Origin of the sequence: Couchioplanes azureus, assembly GCF_014648355.1 — a bacterium.
In the GTDB taxonomy this organism is placed as follows: Bacteria; Actinomycetota; Actinomycetes; order Mycobacteriales; family Micromonosporaceae; genus Actinoplanes; species Actinoplanes azureus.
Genome location: NZ_BMQY01000005.1, coordinates 461552 through 479882, shown reverse-complemented (window position 1 = coordinate 479882; position 18331 = coordinate 461552). Strand labels below are relative to the sequence as shown.

Genomic DNA, 18331 nt, shown 5'->3' with positions numbered 1-18331 from the left:
GTAGAGTTCCCCGCGCTCATCACTTGGGAGGCAGATCGTGGCGGCGACTCACCTGCGCCGGGCGCAGCCCGTTATCGCGCTGCTGGCGGCCATTCTCGTGCTGCTCGCGGCGCCCCCGGCGGCCCGTGCCGAACCCGACGACGAGGGCGGCACGAAGACCCTGCGCGCGCAGCTCGAGTCGGCGGCCAAGGGGCACGTGCAGGCCAAGCAGAAGCTGCAGGCCTCCAAGGCCCGTCAGGTCAAGCTCAAGGCCGCCCTCCAGCAGGCACAGGCCCGGGCCACGGAGCTCTCCGCCCGGGTTCAGGAGATCGCCGGCCGCTCCTACCGGCAGGGCCGTCTCACCACCGTGTCGCTGCTGCTCAACAGCGCCTCACCCGACGCGGTGGTGGAGCGCATGGTGAGCCTCGACCAGATGGCCCAGGTGGACGGCCGCGCGCTGACCGGGTACCGGGAGGCGGTGACCACCGCCGAGAAGGCGACCAAGGCCATCGCCCTCGAGATCAGGGAGCAGGAGAAGCAGGTCACGGTCATGGCCAAGAAGAAGCAGCAGGCGGAGAACGCCCTCGCCGCGGCGGGCGGCGGCGCGGTCGCCGGCGGCTTCGTGAACGCGAACTCTCCGCTGGCCAAGGCGGCACCGCGCAACTCCGACGGCTCCTGGCCCGGGGAGCGGTGCACCATCGACGACCCGACCACCGGCGGGTGCATCACGCCCCGGCTGCTGAACGCCTTCCGCCAGGCGCAGGCGGCCGGTTTCAAGCGCCACACGTCGTGCTTCAGCCAGCGCAGTTCCGGCGAGCACCCGCTCGGCAGGGCCTGCGACTTCTCCTCGGCGCCCGGCGGCTTCCAGAACTCCGACGCCACCGGGGACGACCGCACCTACGGCAACAACCTCGCCGCGTACTTCGTGCACAACGCCGACCGCCTCGGCGTGATGTACGTGATCTGGTACCGCCAGATCTGGCTGCCCGGCTCCGGGTGGCGCTCGTACAGCGGCTCCGGCAGCCCGTCCGCGGCACACACCAACCACGTGCATCTGTCCATGCTGTAGGGCCTGCCCGGAAATCCCCAGTTCGCGTCGGTACCATCCGCCGATGGAATCCCCACGGGCTCTGCCCTCCGGCCTGGCCACCGCGCTCGTCTTCTTCGCCAGCGGCGCCGTGCTGGTGCTCGAGATCGTCGCCCTGCGTCTCGTGGGGCCGTACGTCGGGGTGACCCTGCAGGTCAGCAGCTCGGTGATCGGCATCGCGCTGGCCGCGATCGCGTACGGCACCTGGCTCGGTGGAAGGCTCGCGGACCGCTACGACCCGCGGGTCCTGCTGGCTCCCGCCCTGCTGCTCGGCGCCATCACCACGGCCCTCACGCTGCCGTTCGTGCGCTGGGGTGGCGAGTGGCTCCGCGGCGGGGCCGCCCCGGCCGTGCTGCTGCTCGCCGCGCTGGCCGTCTTCCTGCCCGCGTTCCTGCTCTCCACGATCACGCCGCTGACCGTGAAGCTGCAGCTCGGCGACCTGCGGCGGACCGGCGAGGTGGTGGGCCGGCTCTCCAGCTTCGGCACCCTGGGCGCCATCACGGCGACGCTCGGCACCGGCTTCATCTTCGTCGCGGCGATGCCGAGCAGCTGGATCGTACTGACCCTCGCCGGGATGCTCGCCGCCGCCGGGTTCGGGCTCGGCTGGTGGCTGCGGCGCCGGCAGCCCGGCCTCGCCCAGCCGGGGAAGCCGAAGACCCGGGCGGTGCTGGTCACCGTCGGGCTGGTCGGAGCGGGGCTCGGGGCCTCCGCGCCGACACCCTGCGACATCGAGACCGCCTACCACTGCGCCCGGGTCGAGGTCGATCCCGGCAGGGCCGGCGGGCGGACGCTGGTGCTCAACTCGGCGCGGCATTCGTACGTCGACCTGAACGATCCGACCCACCTGGAGTTCGCGTACGTCCAGTGGATCGGCGCGCTGGTCGACATCCAGAAGTCCGCCGCGGCCCCCCTCGACGCCCTGCACCTCGGCGGCGGCGGCTTCACGGTGCCCGCGTACATCGCGGCGACGCGGCCCGGCAGCGACCAGCTCGTCGTCGAGCTCGACGGCGGCCTGGTGGAGCTGGACCGCCGCGAGCTGGGCCTGACCACCGGGCCGCGGCTGCGCACCCGGGTCGGCGACGCCCGCGTCGGGCTGAGCGAGGAGGGCGACCGGTCCTACGACCTCGTGGTCGGCGACGCGTTCGGCCACCTCGTGGTCCCCTGGCACCTCGCCACCCGCGAGATGGCCGCCGGCGTGTCCCGCGTCCTGCGCGACGGCGGCATGTACGCCCAGAACGTCATCGACTACCCGCCGAACCGCTTCATCCGGGCCGAGCTGGCGACCGTCGCGGACGTCTTCCCGCACGTGGCGGTCATCGCGCCCCAGGGCGCCCTCACCGGCAAGACCGGCGCCAACTACGTCATCGTGGCCTCCCGGTCGCCGCTGCCGCTCGACGAGATCCGCAACCACCTCGACCTCGTCGACGAGCCGGTCGAACTGGTGTCCGGAACGGCCCTGCGCAGCCTCATCGCGGGCGCCCGGGTGCTGACCGACGACTACGCGCCCGTCGACCAGCTGCTCGCCGGCTGAATCTGAAGGGATTTCCTCGGACGCGGCGTGGGCGGGCCGCACCTCGGGCCACAATCGGCACATGAGGTGGCTGGCGACCGGGCGAGCAGGCGGCCACGTCGGTGACCGGTACCGCCTGATCGAGCGGCTCGGCACCGGCGGCATGTCGGTCGTGTGGCGCGGCCACGACGAGGTCCTCGGCCGCCCCGTCGCGGTCAAGGTGCTGTCGCCGCAGCTCGCCGCCGACTCGGCGTTCCGGGCGCGGCTGCGGCAGGAGGCGCTGGCCGCGGCCCGGCTGTGCCACCCGCACATCACCGGCGTCTTCGACTACGGCGAGTCACCGCTGGACGAACGGGTGACGGTCCCGTACGTGGTCATGGAGCTCAACGACGGCGAACCGGTCTCCGCCCGGCTGCGCCGCGACGGCCCGTTCCCGTGGCGCGGCGCGGTCACCGTGGTCGCCGAGGTCGCGTCGGCACTGGCGACCGCGCACGCGCGCGGCATCGTGCACCGCGACGTCACGCCGGCCAACGTCATGCTCACCGGCTCCGGCGCGAAGGTCGTCGACTTCGGCATCTCCGCGCTGGTGGGACAGCGCGACGCCGCCCCGGACGGCAGCCTGCTCGGCACGCCCGCCTACCTGGCGCCGGAACGGCTCAACGGCGACCCGGTGGCGCCCGCCGCCGACGTGTACGCGCTCGGGCTGCTCCTCTACCGCCTCCTGACCGGGCGGCTGCCCTGGCCCGCCGAGACCACCACCGAGGCGCTGCGGGCGCATCTGTACGCGGATCCCGAACCCGTGCCCGACCTGCCCGGCATGCCCGCCGAGGTCGCCGCCCTGTGCCTGCACTGCCTGGCCAAACGCCCGGAGGACCGGCCCGGCGCCGACGAGGTGGCGACCGCCCTGGCCGCCCTCGTCGGCCTGCAACCGATCATCCCGCCGGTCGCGGCGCACGACGAACGGCCCGTCCTGGCCGGCTTCCGCCGCTCCGCCCACCCGCCGCACGGCAGGCTGCCCGCTCCCCGTCGCTGGCAGTTGCGGGCCGGGCTGCGGGTCGCCCGAGCGCTGCGGATCGGCGGCCCCGTGCCGCTCGGCGGCGGCCTGTTCCGCGGCGGCGTCCTGGGACGCGACCTGCTCAACGGGGGCCGGCTCGGGCAGGCCGTCCTCGCCGCCCGGCACCGCTTCCAGGCGGCCGTGGCGACGCTCGTGCTGATCGCCGGCATCGGCCTGGTCTGGTCGTCGACCCGCGAACCGGTCGACGTCGCCACCGCCCAGGCCGCCGCGGCCGGCGCCGGTCCCGGGCCGGCGGTCCCGCACGGGATGGGATGCATGGTGCGTTACCGGGTCCAACGCGACACCGGTACGGACTTCGGCGCGCAGCTCACCGTGGTGAACACGGGCGAGCGGGCGCTCTCGGGCTGGCGGCTGGAATTCACCTTCACTGGCGGCCAGCGGCTCACCGACGGTCCCAAGCGGCTCTCCCAGAAGGGCCGCAAGCTGGTGCTGCGCCCGAAGCAGGGCGCGCAGCTGCGGCCCGGACGCTCGGCCAGCGTGACGCTGGGCGGCAGCTACCGGGTCAGCAACCCGCTCCCGCTCAGCTTCACCCTCAACGGCCACCCGTGCCAGGCGGAGGTCCTCGGCGCGGTCGTCGAACCGGCACCCGCCCAGCCGGCACCCGCGGCCACCCGCAAGAAGGACCGCGGCAAGCCGGCCGCACCGCCGCCGTCCGCCCCGGAACCGTCGTCGTCCTCGCCGGCGCGGACCAAGGGCGGCTTCTCGGTGGACATCTAGGTGGTGACCCCCGCGAACCGCTCCACCTTGGACGTGTCGCCGGCCACGATGAGGATGCAGCCCGGCGGGACGACCGTCTCGGGGCGCGCGTACGTGAAGTCCTCGCCCGGCAGCTTGGTGCCCACGACCGTGACGCCCCACTTGCTGCGCAGCCCGGCATCCGCCAGGGACAGGCCCACCGCCTCCTGCGGGGCCCGGACCTTCGCGATGGCGAAGCCGTCGTCGAACTCGATGTAGTCCAGCATCCGGCCGGTGATCAGGTGGGCGACCCGCTCGCCCATCTCCGTCTCCGGGAAGATGACATGGCGGGCGCCGACCCGGGACAGGATCTGCCCGTGCTTGACGCTGGTGGCCTTGGCCCAGATCTCGCTGATCCCGGCCTCCGCCAGGGTGAGGACGCTCAGCACGCTGGTCTCCAGGTTGGTGCCGATGCCCACGACCGCCCGGGAGAAGTCCTGGACCCCGAGCTGGCGCAGCGCGTCGGTGTCGGTCGCGTCGGCCTCCACGACGTGCGTGAGCCGGTCCGACCAGTCCTGCACGATCCGCGGGTCGGCGTCGACGCCGAGCACCTCGTGGCCGAGGTTGACCAGCGACTCGGCGACCGCGCCGCCGAAGCGGCCCAGGCCCACGACCACGACGTTGTCGGTTCTGGTGTCAGCCAACGAGAGGCCTCTCTTCCGGGTAGCGGTAGAGCCGCCGGCGCGTGTTGAGCGCGATGGCGGTGCCGACCGCGATCGTGCCCACCCGGCCGACGTACATCAGGATGACGAGCACGATCTGCGCCGAGGGCGGCAGGCCCGCGGTGATGCCGGTGCTGAGGCCCACCGTGGCGAAGGCCGAGGTGACCTCGAACAGCGCCCGGTCGAAGGGCACGTCGTCGGTCAGCAGGATCAGCGCCAGGGTGCCGGCGACGACCAACGCGACGCCGAGCAGCGCGACCGTCATCGCCTGCCGCTGCGTCTCCTCGGCGATGCGCCGCTTGCGGATCACCACGTCCGGCTCACCGCGGATCTCCGCCCAGATCACGAACGCCAGCAGCAGGAAGGTCGTCACCTTGATGCCGCCGGCCGTACTGGCGCTGCCGCCGCCGATGAACATCATCGCGTTGGTCACCGCGACGGTCTCGGTGTTCAGGTCGGCCATGTCGATGCTGTTGAAGCCGCCGGAGCGGGTCATCACGTCCTGCGTGAGGGCGGCCAGCACCTTGGCCGGCGTGCCGAGCGCCCCGAGCGTGCCCGGGTTGCTCCACTCGAACGCGAGGAAAAGCAGAAAGCCGATCCCGCTGAGCAGGACCGTCCCCCAGACCGTCAAGCGGGTGTGGGTGGACCAGCAGCCGGGGGAACGCCACTCGCGCGCGAGCTCGAACAGCACGGGAAAGCCGATGGAGCCGGCCAGCACCCCGAGCGCCAGCGGCAGGCAGATCCACCAGTCGCCGACGAACCGGACGAGGCTGTCGGGATAGAGCGCGAAGCCGGCATTGTTGAACGCCTGCACGGCATGGAACACCGCCTCCCAGACCGCACGGCCGAAGGAGTAGTCGTAGCCCAGCCAGAACCGCAGCGTGAGCACGACGCTGATCACCGCCTCGGAGACGAACATGACCAGCGCGACCCGGATGAGGACGCCCCCCACGTTGCCGCCGAGCAGTCCGGAACTCTCCGCCTGGGCCAGCAGGCGGCTACGCAACCCCAGCCGCCGCGACACCAGCAGGCTGAGCAGGGTGGCCAGCGTCATGATCCCGAAACCGCCGATCTGCGACAGCACGGTGATCAGCACCAGGCCGAACCCCGACCAGTACGTCGGCGTGTCGACGATCGACAGGCCGGTGACGCACACGGCGCTGGTCGCGGTGAAGAGGGCGGTGACGAACGGTGCGTGCCCCGGCTCGGCACGAGCGGCGGGCAGCATCATGAGGGCGGTCCCCACGGCGATGGCACCGAGGAAGGCGAGCGGCACGATGCGCGCCGGATAGCGCCACGGCGAGCGGGTACGCACCCGGCAACCTCCCGATCTTTTCGCTGGGCTCCATTACCCGGCAGAAGGGGTAGGTGATGCAACCCGACACGATGTTGTGACCTGTCCGACGGCGCCGGACCGGGGACGCTGCTCGCCATCGCGCAAGGACGGCTCGGCAACCGCCCCGAGACCGGTCGCCGGCAAGGCTGCCCGGTCGCCCGTTCCCAGCGGCGGGCGCTCGCGCGCCGGCCCGCGGTTCTCACTCTGCGCTCAGTTGCTCGCCTTTGAGGTGGCCCGCGGTTCTCACTTTGCTCTGCTTCGCTCGGCTGCGGTTCTGACTTCGCTGTCGCTTCGCTCGCCTGTGGGGCGGCCCGCGGTTCTTGTTTTTCGCCCGTAAGGCAGCCCGCGGTTGTTTACGCTGTCTCGCCCGTGAGGCTGCGCTCGCCCCGCTTGCCGGCCTGGACGCGCAGGGCCAGCCAGCGGTCGTCGATGGCGATCTCGTCGGACGGGCGCATGTCGAACTCCGCCACGACCGGCCCCAGGGTGTCGCGGTCGATGTCCGTCTTGCTGCCCTTCGGGTAGGCGACCCAGAAAGCGGACGGCTGCCGCAGCTCCTCGGCGTGCTCCGCCACGAGCTCGCGGACACTCGCCGTGTCGTCGGCGAAGATCACCGCCGCGCTCGCCGTCGACGGGGTGTCGACCTCGCGAACGCCCTCGGGCATCGGGGTGAGCAGCGGCAGGTGGGCCGGGTGGGACAACCAGACCGTGGAATGAGGCCTGATCTGCAGCTTCTCGGCGATCGTCGTCATGCCTCCACGCTGCCACCGGTCGGATGAGTTGTCGACCAGATCCGCCAGGCCTGTGGATAACCGGTCCCGGCCCGGCCCCCTGTGGAAAACCCGCATCGTGTCGGACCGGGCTGATAGACATGCCGTCGTGGTGGAGATGACGCGAGACGAGGTCAGCGAGGCCGAGCGGGCCGCCGTCCGGGAATGCGCCGAGGAGGTGCTGCGCCGGCTGGCGGGCGAGCATGCCGTGCTGCGTGCGGACCAGTGGCGCGCGATCGAGGCGCTCGTCGTCGATCGGCGGCGGGTGCTGTGTGTGCAACGGACGGGATGGGGCAAATCGGCGGTTTATTTCGTGGCCACCGCCCTCCTCCGGGACGGCGTCACCGCCGAGCCCGGCGATCCGCCCGCCGGGCCGACCGTCATCGTGTCCCCCCTGCTCGCTCTGATGCGCAACCAGGTGGAGGCCGCCGCGCGGGCCGGCATCCGGGCGCGCACCATCAACTCCGCCAACCTCGACGAGTGGGACGAGATCACCGCGGAGATCCGCGCCGGTGCCGTCGACGTGCTGCTGATCAGCCCGGAGCGGCTCAACAACCCGGACTTCCGCGACAACGTGCTGCCCGGGCTGGCGGCCAGCACCGGGCTGCTGGTCGTCGACGAGGCACACTGCGTCTCCGACTGGGGTCATGATTTCCGCCCCGACTACCGGCGGCTGCGGACGTTCCTCGCCGGGCTCCCCGCACGGACGCCGGTGCTGGCGACCACCGCCACCGCCAATGCCCGGGTGACCGCCGACGTCGCCGACCAGCTCGGCGACGCCCTGGTGCTGCGCGGCACCCTCGACCGTGACTCGCTGCGGCTCGCGGTGCTGGAGCTGCCCGACGCGGCGCACCGGCTGGCCTGGCTGGCCGACCACCTGGAAGAGCTGCCCGGCTCCGGCATCGTCTACACGCTGACGGTCGCGGCGGCCACCGAGACGGCCGAGTTCCTGCGGGCGCGCGGGTTCGCCGTCGCTTCCTACACGGGCCAGGTCGAGGACGCGGCGCGCCGGGCCGCCGAGCAGGACCTGCTGGACAACAAGATCAAGGCACTGGTGGCCACGTCGGCGCTCGGCATGGGGTTCGACAAGCCCGACCTCGGCTTCGTCGTGCACCTCGGCGCGCCGCCGTCCCCGATCGCCTACTACCAGCAGGTGGGCCGGGCGGGCCGGGCCGTGGAGCACGCCGAGGTCGTGCTGCTCCCGGGACAGGAGGACGTCGCGATCTGGCGTTACTTCGCGTCGCTCGCCTTCCCTCCCGAGGAGCAGGTGCGCGCCGTGCTCGCGGCGCTGCCGAGCGACCGTCCCCTCTCGACGCAGGCGCTGGAGCCCCTCGTCGACCTGCGCCGCGCACGCCTCGAACTGATGCTCAAGGTCCTCGACGTCGACGGCGCGGTCCGGCGCACGCGCGGCGGCTGGGTCGCCACCGGCGAGCCCTGGACCTACGACACCGCACGGCTGCGACGCGTCGCGGAGGCCCGCACCGCCGAGCAGAAGACCATGGTGGAGTACGCCGCGACGACGGCTTGCCGCATGGAGTTCCTGCGTCGCTGCCTGGACGACCCCGACGCCGCACCCTGCGGCCGTTGCGACACCTGCGCGGGCCCCCAGTTCGACGCGGAGGTGACACCGGCGTCGCTGTCCGCCGCGAACGCCTTTCTCGGTCGTGCGGGCGTCGACATCGCCCCGAAGAAGCTCTGGCCCACCGGCATGGCGGCCGTCGGCGTCGACCTCAAGGGCAAGATCTCACCGGCCGTCCAGATTCTTCCGGGCCGCGCGGTGGGCCGCCTGTCCGACCAGGGCTGGGGGACCCGACTGCGCGCCCTGGTCTCCCCGGAGTCACCCGACGGTCCGATCCCCGACGACGTCGCCGCCGCCGTGGTCGACGTCCTGAAATCCTGGGCGCACGGCGACGACGCCTGGGCGGAACGCCCCGCCGCGGTCGTGGCGGTGGGCTCCCGGCGCCGCCCGGAGCTGGTCACCAGCCTGGCGGCCCGGATCGCGGCAGTGGGCAGGCTGCCGATGCTGGGCACCCTGTCCTCGAGCCACGTCGGCGGCGACGGCCCGAGGGGCAACAGCGCGCAGCGGGTGCTGGCCCTGCACGACGCCTTCACGGTCCCGGCCGACATCGCGGAGGCACTGCTCGGCTTCGACGGCCCGGTGCTGCTGGTGGACGACCTCGTCGACTCGGGCTGGACGATGGCGCTCGCCGGCCGGGCACTGCGACAGGCGGGCGCATCGGGGGTGTTGCCGCTGGCTCTCGCGGTGGCCGGCTGACCGTTACGCGTGGCCGCCCGGCGCCGCCCGCCGCCCGGCCCGCCCGCCGCCCGGCCCGCCTGCCGCCCGCCGCCCGCCGCCCGGCCCGCCCGCCGCCCGGCCCGCCTGCCGCCCGCCGCCCGCCGCCCGGCCCGCCCGCCGCCCGGCCCGCCTGCCGCCCGCCGCCCGCCGCCCGGCGCCCGGCGCCGGGCCAGGAAGCCGGCCCGGGTCTTGTCGGTGGCGTCTCTGCGGCCGTCAGGTGGGACGGGCGAAACCGGTGATGGGCTGGGAGTCGATGCTCGCCACCCGGACGTTCTCGCCGAACTCCGGGGCGTGGACCATCTGGCCGCCTCCAATGTAGATGCCGACGTGGCTGATCGGGCCGTAGAAGAACACCAGATCGCCCGGCCTCAGGTCGTTCCGGTCGATGTGGGCCGCCGAGGCGTACTGGCGGGCCGCGTTGTGGGGCAGGTGCACGCCCGCCCTGCGCCAGGCCGCCAGGGTCAGGCCCGAGCAGTCGTAGGAGCGGGGACCGTCCGCGCCCCAGCGGTACGGCTTGCCGATCTGGTTGATGGCGAAGGCGACCACGCGACCCGCCGGGCCCGGGACGTACTCGGGTGCGGGGAGGTCGCCCGGGTCGGCGTACCGGGAGCCTCCGCCGTACGCGACGGCTCGCATCTGCTTGAGGACGACGATCTCGCCCTCGACCGTCGCCTTGCGGGTGGTGAGCTGGATCTGCTGGCGACGCTGCTGTGCGGAGAGCGCGTCGAGCATCGCCCTGGTGCCGTCCACTTTGGCGCGTGCCTCCTGCAGGGCGTGGGCGGCCCGTTGTTCCTCGGACGCGAGCTGATGCAGGACGAGCAGCTTGTCCACGAACTCGTGGGGCTGGTCCGAGGCGAACAGGGCGACGGTCGGACCGGTGCGGGTGCGCTGGTACGTGTTCGCCATCAGGCCGTCCAGGAGCGTCTGCCTCCGCTCGAGCTCACGGGTCAGCGGGCCGAGCTGGGCGCCGAGTTGTGCCGTGCGCCGCTGGGTGTCGCGGAGGTCCTCGCGGGAGTCGTTGTACTGCTCCACGACCACTTCGAGCCGGCGGGAGGCGGCGGCGATCCGCTCGTCCAGCTCGGCGGCGGTCCGCCGGTCACCGCGAAGGCCGAGCGCCACGGCGGGTGGGGCGCCCCGGGAAACGAGGGCTCGGGCGGTGACGGGCCCACTGTCGAGCGGGCTGCGGGGAGTGAGGGCTCGGGCGGTGGCGGGTCTGCCGTCGAGCGTGCTGCGGGGGGTGAGGGCTCGGGCGGTGGCGGGTCTGCCGTCGAGCGTGCTGCGGGGAGTGAGGGCTCGGGCGGTGGCGGGTCTGCCGTCGAGCGCGCCGAGAAGGGCGAGAGTCTGCGCGGTGATGGGCCCGTCGCCGAGGGCATCGAGGGGGTGGGTGGCGGCGGCGTGGGCCGGGGCGTGGAAGCCCGTGAGCAGCAGGGCCGACAGCAGCGCGACAATGGCGGACCGGGCGATCACGGTAGACGACACAACGCCTTCAACGAGGCAGATCGCGGAGAAGCCACGCCTCCGGAGCAGTTTCAAGATCGGAAGCGGGACGAGAGTCCTAGGCGGCGACCCGATCGTGGTCATATACGGGAGGGGGGTATACTGTCCGCATGACCACCGAGCACGAGCACCCGGGGCCGCACGGCTACTCGGGGGACAAGGCCGCGCTGCTCAGCCGGTTGCGGCGCATCGAGGGGCAGATCCGCGGCCTGCAGCGGATGGTCGACGAGGACACGTACTGCATCGATGTCCTGACGCAGATCTCCGCCGCGAAGAGTGCCCTGCACGCCGTCGCCGTCGGGCTGCTTGGTGATCATCTTGCGCACTGCGTCGTCGACGCGGCCCGGGCCGGCGATCCCGGTCCCAAGGTCAAGGAAGCCACCGACGCGATCGCTCGCCTCGTCCGCTCCTGACGACCGAGCCGGGCTGTGGCCCGTGGCCCGTGGCCCGTGGCGAAGGAAACCGCGATCCCGGTCAGCGCCCGCAGACGCAACCAGAGAAACGATCCCGCACCACGGAGGAGAGGCCGCCATGGCTGTCACCGCTACCTACACCGTCACCGGCATGACCTGCGGCCACTGCGTCCAGGCCGTGACCGGTGAACTCTCCGGGCTCCCCGGCGTCACGGACGTCCAGGTCGACCTCGAGGCCGGCGCGGTGACCGTCACCAGCGCCGAGCCCCTGTCGACCGACGCCGTCCGTGCCGCGGTGGACGAGGCCGGATACGAGCTGGCCGATGCCTGACGCGTCCGCCGACGCGCCGCGCCCCGACGCCGCCGCCCCGCACGCCGACGGCACCGACCCTCGCGCCGAGACCGCCGGCCCACGCGCTGATGGCACCGACCCGCGCGCCGAGACCGCCGGCCCGCGCCCCGACGCCGCTGCGCCGCGCGCTGACGGCGCCGCGCCGCGCGCCGACGGCGCCGCGCCGCGCGCCGACGGCGGAGCGGGCGACAGGGGCGCCGCGTTCAAGCTGGCCGCCTTCGGCGCCGTCCTCGTCGTCGTGCTCTTCGCCGGGTACGGGATCGGCCGCCTCAACAACTCCGTCGACCAGACGCGGTCCGCGCAGGCCCCCACCCGGCAGCAGGCCGCGGCGGGCGGCCATGCCCACAGCAGCCCCGGCACCACCGCCGGGGCGGCCACGGCCGGCAGCGGTGAGGGAGGCGCCGGCTGGCACGACGACACCGGTGCCGCTCCGCATCTGCACAACGCCGACGGCACCGTGACGCAGGTCGCCGGGTCCGGTGCCGCCGCGCAGTCCGTCGGCGGCCTCGCCCTCACCGCGAGCGGGCTCACCCTGCGACCGGCGACGGCTCTCTTCACCGCCGGTCGCGCGCAGCCGTTCACGTTCCGGGTCACCGGTGCGGCGGGCGCGCCGATCACCACGTACGCGATCGTCCACGACAAGCCGCTGCACCTGGTCGTCGTGCGTCGTGACCTCACCGGGTTCCAGCACCTGCACCCGACGATGGCGCCGGACGGCACCTGGAGCATCGACCTCACGCTGGCCAAGCCGGGCAGTTACCGCGCCATCGCGGACTTCACCGCGGTCGTCGGCGGGCAGCACACTCCTGCCACGCTCGGCGTCGACCTCACGGTCGCCGGCGACTACGAGCCGGTCGCCCTTCCCGCGCCGGTCACCGAGGCGACCGCCGGGGGCTTCAGCGTCCGGTACGCGGGTACGCCCAAGATCGGCACGACGCAGCCCCTCCTGATGTCGGTGCGCGGCCCGGACGGCAAGCCCGCGGCGCTCGAGCCGTACCTCGGTGCGTACGGCCATCTCGTGGTCCTTCGCGAGGGGGACGTGGGCTACGTCCATGTCCACCCGGAAGCCGGCCCCACCGGCGGCGAGGTGAAGTTCTGGCTGGCCGCTCCCGGTCCCGGCCGCTACCGGATGTTCTTCGACTTCCAGGTGGCCGGCAAGGTCCGCACCGCCGAGTTCACCGCCGTCGTGAGCTGACCTCAGGACAGGAGCTTCTCCAGCGCCGGGGTCACGCCCCACGCACCGGTCAGCGTCGCGTATTCCTCGCGCTGGGCCTCCGTGGGCGTGGCGCCGGTGCGCCTGGCCCTCAGCAGCAGGTTCCGGGGCGTGTGTTGGGAGTCCACGAACTCCACCACGTCGACCTTGTAGCCGTGCAGCCGCAGCAGAGACGACCGCAGCGAGTCGGTGAGGACGTCCGCGAAGCGCTCCCGCAGGATCGCGTTCCGGGTGATCTCCGCGTACGGCGGGGGCGCGGCGCGGCCCTTCAACTGGGCGGCGATGTCGTGGTGGCAGCACGGCGCCGCCAGCACCCAGCGCGCGTCCCAGCGCACCGCCCGGGCCAGCGCCTGGTCCGTCGCCGTGTCGCACGCGTGCAATGCCAGGACCAGATCCGGTGCCTCGTCGACGACGGCGTCCTCGATGGTGCCCGCCACGAAACGCACCTCGGCCGCGCAGCCCAGTTGCTGGGCGACGGCGCTGTTGCGTACCCGTTGGTCCTCGCGGACGTCGACACCCACGACCCGGACCGGCGTACGGTCGCTGAGGTAGCGGTACGCCGCGAAGGTCAGATACGCATTCCCGCAGCCCAGGTCCACGACCCGCAGCGGCGACGGCAGTTGTTCGGGCAGCGTCGCGGCCAGGGCCCGCAGGAACGCGTCCACCTGGCGGCGCTTGGCCGCGTTGCCGCCGATGACGTCGAAGAGCGGGTCGCCCGGGTCGAGGAGCCACTGCTTGGCACGGTCGTGCTGCTGAGCGGCCCGGGCGGCCGGGGCGCCGGACCGGTGCACCTGGGCGTCGCCCTTCTTGGTGATCCGGACCTGCACCGTGGCCGACTCGGTCTCGACGTGCCAGTTGCCGAAGGGCTCCGCCAGGAGGGCGTCCACCGCGGTCGCCGCCTCGCCGTCCGTCACATTCCTCGTGTACGGGCGGGTGCCGTCGTCCGTGACGATCTGCAGCCTCCGGACTCCCTTGATCGCGACCGGGCGCAGCTCCGCGCGGTTGACGGTCGGCGTGGCGCCGCGCCGCCGGCCCGCGGCGACCGCGCGGGTCAGCGCCGGGCCCAGCACCAGCTCACGTACCTCGGCGAGGGCGGTGTCCAGGGGGATGGGCATCCCCTCATTCTGCCCGGGAGCGCGGTCGAGCCCCGAACCGACCGCATTTTGTTAGGCTGCCCTAACCACGGCATGGAGGTGCTGCGATGACGTTGGCCGACCCTCCCACGCAACGACTGTCCGTCCGGCTGCGGACCGGGACCCGGACCGAGCACGACGAGGCCCAGGGCAGCGGCTTCCTCGACCGCCTCGCCGCGGGCTCCCTGCCCCGGGCGGCGTACGCGGATCTGGCCGCCCAGCACTGGTACATCTACGAGACGCTGGAGCAGGCGGCGACGGCGATGGCCGGCGATCCGGTGGCCGGGGCCTTCGTGTTCCCGGAGCTCACCCGGCTGCCCGCGCTCACCGACGACCTCGCCGAGCTGGCCGGCGCCGGGGCGAACGGCCCGCGGTCCGCGGCTCTTCCCGCCACCCGCGAGTACTGCGCCCGCCTGCGGGAGGTCGCCTTCGACAAGCCGTGGGGTTTCGTCGCCCACCACTACACGCGCTATCTCGGTGACCTATCCGGCGGCCAGTACCTCGGTCCGGCCATCGCGAAGGCGTACGGGCTCGACGGCGCCGGCCACCGGTTCTTCGTCTTCGAGGGGGTGTCGCCGCCCGCGTTCCGCAACCGGTACCGCGAGCTGCTCGACGCGGCCGCCTTCTCGCCGGAGGAGGAGCGGCTCCTGCTGGCCGAGGTCTCGCAGGCGTACCGGTTGAACATCGCCGTCCTGGCCGGGCTGAAGGAGCGCTGGGCATGACCGGGCACGTGGAGGACACGACGTTCCCGCCCGAGGTGGTGGCGCAGGTCGCCCGGCACATGAACGACGATCATGCCGAGGACAACGTGCTCATCGTGCGGGGCCTCGGGGGCGTCGGCGCGGCGAGCGCGGCGCGGATGTCGGGGATGGATGCCGACGGCATGGACTTCGAGGCGACGGTGCGGGGTGTCGCCGTGCCGGTGCGGATCCCGTTCCGGCAGCGGCTCACCGAGCGGCGGCAGATTCGTGGCGAGGCCGTCCGCATGTACCAGGAGGCCTGCGCCGTGCTGGGGCTCGAGCCCCGGCACTGAGTGGCCGAAGGGCGTCCCACCTCGCCGGAGAAGGGACGCCCTCGGTCGAAGGTCCGGATCAGGATCCGGTGCCGACTCCCGCGTCGGAACCGCCACTCATCTGCCCGCCGCCATCAGCGGCGTCGCCGGAGCCGGCGGCAGCTTCGGCGTCGCCCGAGCCGGCGGATCCCCGACGACGACGGCGGCGGGGACGAGCGGTGGCTTCGGCCGACGCCGCCGAGTCGCCGTCCGAGAAGGCCGGAACGGGCGAGGCGGCGGGCGCCGCGTCCGGCGCCGAGCCGGCGTCGGGCGCGGAGACAGCGTCCGACGCCGAGACGGTCTCCCCGGCGCGCCGCCGGCGACGCTGCCGGCGCGGCCGCTCGGCCCCCTCCTCCGGCGACGAGGACGACGCCGACGAGGAGGTCGAGGAGGACGACGAGGTCGAGGAGGTCGAGTCGTCGTCGCGTCCGCGGGAACGGCTGCGGGAGCGCGGGCGGGTGGACTCGCGGCCACGCCGCCGCCCGCCGCCCAGGTCCTCCTCCACCTCGGCCGCCAGCCCGGCGCGGCTGCGCTCCGCCGTCGGCAGCGTGCCGGACACGTCGCTGGGGATGTCCAGGTCGCTGTAGAGGGCCGCGGAGGTGTGGTACGTCTCCGGAGGCTGCGGCATGCTGAGCCCCATCGACTTGTCGATGAGCGCCCAGCGGGGCATGTCCTCCCAGTCCACGAAGGTCACGGCCACGCCTGTCGCGCCCGCGCGGCCGGTGCGGCCGATGCGGTGCGTGTAGGTGTCCGGGTCCTCCGGGCAGTCGTAGTTGATGACGTGCGTGACGCCGGAGACGTCGAGGCCGCGGGCGGCGACGTCGGTCGCCACCAGGACGTCGATCTTTCCCGTACGGAAGGCGCGCAGCGCCCGCTCCCGCGCGCCCTGACCGAGGTCGCCGTGGACGGCCGCGACCGCGAAGCCGCGGAAGTCCAGGTCCTCGGCGACCCGGTCGGCCGCCCGCTTGGTCCGGGTGAAGATCATCGTGAGACCGCGCTCGCGGGCCTGCAGGATGCGCGCCACCATCTCCAGCTTGTTCAGCGGGTGGGTCCGGTAGACGACCTGCTTGGTCAGCGGGGACGGGCCGCTGTCGGCGGTGTGGCCCGCGTGGATGGTCACCGGGTGGCTCAGGAAGCGGCGCGACAGCGCGACGATCGGGTCCGGCATGGTGGCCGAGAAGAGCATCGTCTGGCGCTGCTCGGGGAGCATGGCGAGGATCTTCTCGACGTCCTCGAGGAAGCCCAGGTCGAGCATCCGGTCGGCCTCGTCCAGCACGAGCGCCTTGATCGAGGTCAGCTTGAGCTGCTTCTGCTTGGCGAGGTCGAGCAGGCGGCCGGGGGTGCCGACCAGGATCTCGACGCCCTTCTTGAGCGCCTCGACCTGCGGCTCGTACGCCACGCCGCCGTAGATGGGCAGGACCCGCACGCCGCGGGTGGCGCCGGCGGCGGCGAGGTCGCGGGCCACCTGCAGCCCCAGCTCGCGGGTCGGCACGACGATCAGGGCCTGGGGCTTGCCGTCCGCGCCTTCCGAGGGGGAGGTGACCCGCTCCAGGATGGGCAGGCCGAAGCCGAGGGTCTTGCCGGTGCCGGTGGGCGCCTGGCCGATGAGGTCGGTGCCGCGCAGGGCGATCGGCAGGGCGTACTCCTGGATCGCGAAGGCCCGGGTGATGCCGGCCGCCGCCAGCGCATCCACGGTCTCCGCGCGCACGCCGAGCTCGGCGAACGTGGGGCTGTCGGCGCGCACGGGGGCGCGGGTGAGGGCCGGGACCAGGGCGGGTTCGGCGTCGTCTTCCAGGGTCGGTGCGGTGTCGGTGTTCGAGATGTCGGTCATGGAGTTCTACGGGTGCCTCTCGTGGTGCGCCCGTCGAAGTCCTGGGCGCGTCTGGGTAGGGCGCGGGCCACACGCGAGAGAAGCTCGCGGGCCGCACGCGCGTCGCCGCGGCGATACCAGCCGAACCGAACCGGCCGGGTCGGACCCGGGCCGGGCGGAACCGGCGGGTCGATCAGGCCGCTCGATCGGCCGGGTCGATCAGGCCGGATGGAACCGGCCGAACGGATCGACGTCGGCGGCGACGCGGCAAGTCTACCTGACGGAGAGATTTCGCACCTCAGGCCGAGCGTGACGGCCACGGTGAAGACGCGTCAGGGGGCCCGGCGGGCCCCCTGATCACGGCGCTGCCCGTCGGACGTCAGCGGGTGGTGAAGCCGAACGGGCGGGTGCTGCTCTCGGCGATCTCCACGTAGGCCACCTTGGCGATCGGGACGATGACCTTGCGGCCCTTCTCATCGGTCAGGGTCAGGACGCTGTCCTTGGCCATCGCCTCGGCCACGACCTGCTCGACCTCGGCCGGCGTCTGCGCGCTCTCCAGCACCAGCTCGCGCGGGGCGTACTGCACGCCGATCTTGACCTCCACGGGTCCCCTCCCTCTCAGCAGTCTTCCGCCCTGAAGGCTATCCGATTTCCGCAGTTGTTCCGGCCGATGACTCACCCTGCAAGGGGAAGCTGGCGATGCCCCGCCACACCAGGGCCGCGACCAGCGCTTCCGCCTCGTCCTTGTCGACCCGGCGGCCGGTCGCGAGCCAGTACTGGGCGGCCTGGCCGGAGACGCCGACCAGACCCGCGGCGAGCAGCTGGGCCTTCGGCAGGGTCAGGCCGGTGTCCTTGACGACCGTGTCCGTGATGGCGGCGATGCACCCCTGCTCGACGCGCTCGGCCCGCTCCCGCACCTGGGGGTCGTTGCGCAGGTCGGACTCGAAGACGAGCCGGAAGGCCTCGCTCTCGTGGTCCATGAAGTCGAAGTACGCCCGTACGGCGCCCTTGACCCGCTCCTTGTTGTCGGGCGTGGCGAGCATGGCGCCGCGTACCTTGGCGATGATCGCGTCGCAGTGGGTGTCCAGCAGCGCGAGATAGAGTTCGAGCTTGCCGGGGAAGTGCTGGTAGAGCACGGGCTTGGACACGCCCGCCCGCTCCGCGATCTCGTCCATGGCGGCGGCGTGATAGCCCTGGGCCACGAAGATCTCCTGCGCGGCAGCGAGCAGTTGCTTGCGGCGCGCAGAGCGCGGCAGGCGCGTGGGGCGTCCTGCCGTCTGAGCCCCGCCGGACGCAGCGGTCATCTCTGTCAAACCTCCGAGCTCGTTCCACCGCGCGTAGGAACGCGGATTGCCCGGTTCGTCGTCTGTCGCATTCCGGGCGGGCAATTGTCGCGACGCTGCAACTTATCGCTA

At 73.1% G+C, this 18331-nt stretch carries 17 protein-coding genes; 9 read left to right on the top strand and 8 right to left on the bottom strand.

Going from position 1 to position 18331, the window contains the following annotated elements; all coding sequences use genetic code 11:
- The first annotated feature begins 37 nt into the window (after window positions 1-37).
- From IEY99_RS20845 to IEY99_RS20835, 3 genes are all read left to right on the top strand, one after another.
- A complete protein-coding gene (locus tag IEY99_RS20845; protein ID WP_189205611.1) occupies window positions 38-1048 on the top strand; it encodes a coiled-coil domain-containing protein in 1011 nt (336 codons plus the stop codon).
- Between the two features lie 43 nt (window positions 1049-1091).
- Window positions 1092-2597: a fused MFS/spermidine synthase gene (locus IEY99_RS20840; RefSeq protein ID WP_189205609.1), complete on the top strand. Its 1506-nt coding sequence runs from the start codon at window positions 1092-1094 to the stop codon at window positions 2595-2597.
- 61 nt (window positions 2598-2658) lie between these two features.
- Complete coding sequence (locus tag IEY99_RS20835; RefSeq protein ID WP_189205607.1) at window positions 2659-4368, top strand: serine/threonine-protein kinase; 1710 nt, start codon at window positions 2659-2661, stop codon at window positions 4366-4368.
- Here the strand turns inward: IEY99_RS20835 and IEY99_RS20830 are convergent.
- The 3 genes from IEY99_RS20830 to IEY99_RS20820 form a co-directional block, all read right to left on the bottom strand.
- On the bottom strand, window positions 4365-5030 hold the full coding sequence (locus IEY99_RS20830) for a potassium channel family protein (RefSeq protein ID WP_189205605.1): 666 nt from the start codon (window positions 5028-5030) through the stop codon (window positions 4365-4367). The genes IEY99_RS20835 and IEY99_RS20830 overlap by 4 nt on opposite strands.
- A complete protein-coding gene (locus IEY99_RS20825) occupies window positions 5023-6324 on the bottom strand; it encodes a TrkH family potassium uptake protein (RefSeq protein WP_189205839.1) in 1302 nt (433 codons plus the stop codon). Before IEY99_RS20825 ends, IEY99_RS20830 begins: the two co-directional genes overlap by 8 nt.
- Window positions 6325-6737: 413 nt before the next feature.
- Complete coding sequence (locus IEY99_RS20820) at window positions 6738-7133, bottom strand: hypothetical protein (protein ID WP_189205603.1); 396 nt, start codon at window positions 7131-7133, stop codon at window positions 6738-6740.
- Window positions 7134-7269: 136 nt separating this feature from the next.
- Between IEY99_RS20820 and IEY99_RS20815 the strand changes: the two genes are divergently transcribed.
- Window positions 7270-9426: a RecQ family ATP-dependent DNA helicase gene (locus IEY99_RS20815; RefSeq protein WP_189205601.1), complete on the top strand. Its 2157-nt coding sequence runs from the start codon at window positions 7270-7272 to the stop codon at window positions 9424-9426.
- Window positions 9427-9660: 234 nt separating this feature from the next.
- Here IEY99_RS20815 and IEY99_RS20810 read toward each other — a convergent pair whose 3' ends face one another.
- Window positions 9661-10926: a C40 family peptidase gene (locus tag IEY99_RS20810; RefSeq protein WP_229799008.1), complete on the bottom strand. Its 1266-nt coding sequence runs from the start codon at window positions 10924-10926 to the stop codon at window positions 9661-9663.
- A 128-nt stretch (window positions 10927-11054) separates the two neighbouring features.
- Here IEY99_RS20810 and IEY99_RS20805 point away from each other — a divergent pair, with 128 nt between their 5' ends.
- The 3 genes from IEY99_RS20805 (at window position 11055) to IEY99_RS20795 (ending at window position 12904) form a co-directional block, all read left to right on the top strand.
- Window positions 11055-11357, top strand: a complete 303-nt coding sequence (locus tag IEY99_RS20805) for a metal-sensitive transcriptional regulator (RefSeq protein WP_189205597.1) — start codon at window positions 11055-11057, stop codon at window positions 11355-11357.
- A 118-nt stretch (window positions 11358-11475) separates the two neighbouring features.
- The gene (locus tag IEY99_RS20800) at window positions 11476-11688 is read left to right on the top strand and encodes a heavy-metal-associated domain-containing protein (protein WP_189205595.1); all 213 of its coding nucleotides are present in this window, start codon (window positions 11476-11478) and stop codon (window positions 11686-11688) included.
- The gene (locus tag IEY99_RS20795; protein ID WP_229799006.1) at window positions 11681-12904 is read left to right on the top strand and encodes a DUF8832 domain-containing protein; all 1224 of its coding nucleotides are present in this window, start codon (window positions 11681-11683) and stop codon (window positions 12902-12904) included. Before IEY99_RS20800 ends, IEY99_RS20795 begins: the two co-directional genes overlap by 8 nt.
- A gap of 2 nt (window positions 12905-12906) precedes the next feature.
- Here the strand turns inward: IEY99_RS20795 and IEY99_RS20790 are convergent, their stop codons facing one another.
- The gene (locus IEY99_RS20790) at window positions 12907-14037 is read right to left on the bottom strand and encodes a class I SAM-dependent methyltransferase (RefSeq protein ID WP_189205594.1); all 1131 of its coding nucleotides are present in this window, start codon (window positions 14035-14037) and stop codon (window positions 12907-12909) included.
- A gap of 86 nt (window positions 14038-14123) precedes the next feature.
- Between IEY99_RS20790 and IEY99_RS20785 the strand changes: the two genes are divergently transcribed.
- Together IEY99_RS20785 and IEY99_RS20780 are read left to right on the top strand one after the other, a co-directional pair.
- On the top strand, window positions 14124-14777 hold the full coding sequence (locus tag IEY99_RS20785; RefSeq protein ID WP_189205593.1) for a biliverdin-producing heme oxygenase: 654 nt from the start codon (window positions 14124-14126) through the stop codon (window positions 14775-14777).
- The gene (locus tag IEY99_RS20780) at window positions 14774-15088 is read left to right on the top strand and encodes a DUF2470 domain-containing protein (RefSeq protein ID WP_189205592.1); all 315 of its coding nucleotides are present in this window, start codon (window positions 14774-14776) and stop codon (window positions 15086-15088) included. Before IEY99_RS20785 ends, IEY99_RS20780 begins: the two co-directional genes overlap by 4 nt.
- 58 nt (window positions 15089-15146) lie before the next feature.
- Here the strand turns inward: IEY99_RS20780 and IEY99_RS20775 are convergent, their stop codons facing one another.
- From IEY99_RS20775 to IEY99_RS20765, 3 genes are all read right to left on the bottom strand, one after another.
- Entirely contained in the window at window positions 15147-16937 is a 1791-nt protein-coding gene (locus tag IEY99_RS20775; RefSeq protein WP_189205591.1) for a DEAD/DEAH box helicase, read from the bottom strand.
- A 358-nt stretch (window positions 16938-17295) separates the two neighbouring features.
- The gene (locus IEY99_RS20770; protein ID WP_189205590.1) at window positions 17296-17520 is read right to left on the bottom strand and encodes a DUF3107 domain-containing protein; all 225 of its coding nucleotides are present in this window, start codon (window positions 17518-17520) and stop codon (window positions 17296-17298) included.
- A 37-nt stretch (window positions 17521-17557) separates the two neighbouring features.
- Entirely contained in the window at window positions 17558-18220 is a 663-nt protein-coding gene (locus tag IEY99_RS20765) for a TetR/AcrR family transcriptional regulator (protein WP_189205589.1), read from the bottom strand.
- Window positions 18221-18331 lie beyond the last annotated feature (111 nt).

What these genes read in the sequence shown, in the direction of transcription:
- IEY99_RS20820 (WP_189205603.1), bottom strand. Translation starts at nt 7,133, where the DNA reads ATGACGACGATCGCCGAGAAGCTGCAGATCAGGCCTCATTCCACGGTC.
- IEY99_RS20805 (WP_189205597.1), top strand. Translation starts at nt 11,055, where the DNA reads ATGACCACCGAGCACGAGCACCCGGGGCCGCACGGCTACTCGGGGGAC.
- IEY99_RS20780 (WP_189205592.1), top strand. Translation starts at nt 14,774, where the DNA reads ATGACCGGGCACGTGGAGGACACGACGTTCCCGCCCGAGGTGGTGGCG.
- IEY99_RS20835 (WP_189205607.1), top strand. Translation starts at nt 2,659, where the DNA reads ATGAGGTGGCTGGCGACCGGGCGAGCAGGCGGCCACGTCGGTGACCGG.
- IEY99_RS20840 (WP_189205609.1), top strand. Translation starts at nt 1,092, where the DNA reads ATGGAATCCCCACGGGCTCTGCCCTCCGGCCTGGCCACCGCGCTCGTC.
- IEY99_RS20765 (WP_189205589.1), bottom strand. Translation starts at nt 18,220, where the DNA reads ATGACCGCTGCGTCCGGCGGGGCTCAGACGGCAGGACGCCCCACGCGC.
- IEY99_RS20785 (WP_189205593.1), top strand. Translation starts at nt 14,124, where the DNA reads ATGACGTTGGCCGACCCTCCCACGCAACGACTGTCCGTCCGGCTGCGG.
- IEY99_RS20815 (WP_189205601.1), top strand. Translation starts at nt 7,270, where the DNA reads ATGACGCGAGACGAGGTCAGCGAGGCCGAGCGGGCCGCCGTCCGGGAA.
- IEY99_RS20790 (WP_189205594.1), bottom strand. Translation starts at nt 14,037, where the DNA reads ATGCCCATCCCCCTGGACACCGCCCTCGCCGAGGTACGTGAGCTGGTG.
- IEY99_RS20795 (WP_229799006.1), top strand. Translation starts at nt 11,681, where the DNA reads ATGCCTGACGCGTCCGCCGACGCGCCGCGCCCCGACGCCGCCGCCCCG.
- IEY99_RS20800 (WP_189205595.1), top strand. Translation starts at nt 11,476, where the DNA reads ATGGCTGTCACCGCTACCTACACCGTCACCGGCATGACCTGCGGCCAC.
- IEY99_RS20775 (WP_189205591.1), bottom strand. Translation starts at nt 16,937, where the DNA reads ATGACCGACATCTCGAACACCGACACCGCACCGACCCTGGAAGACGAC.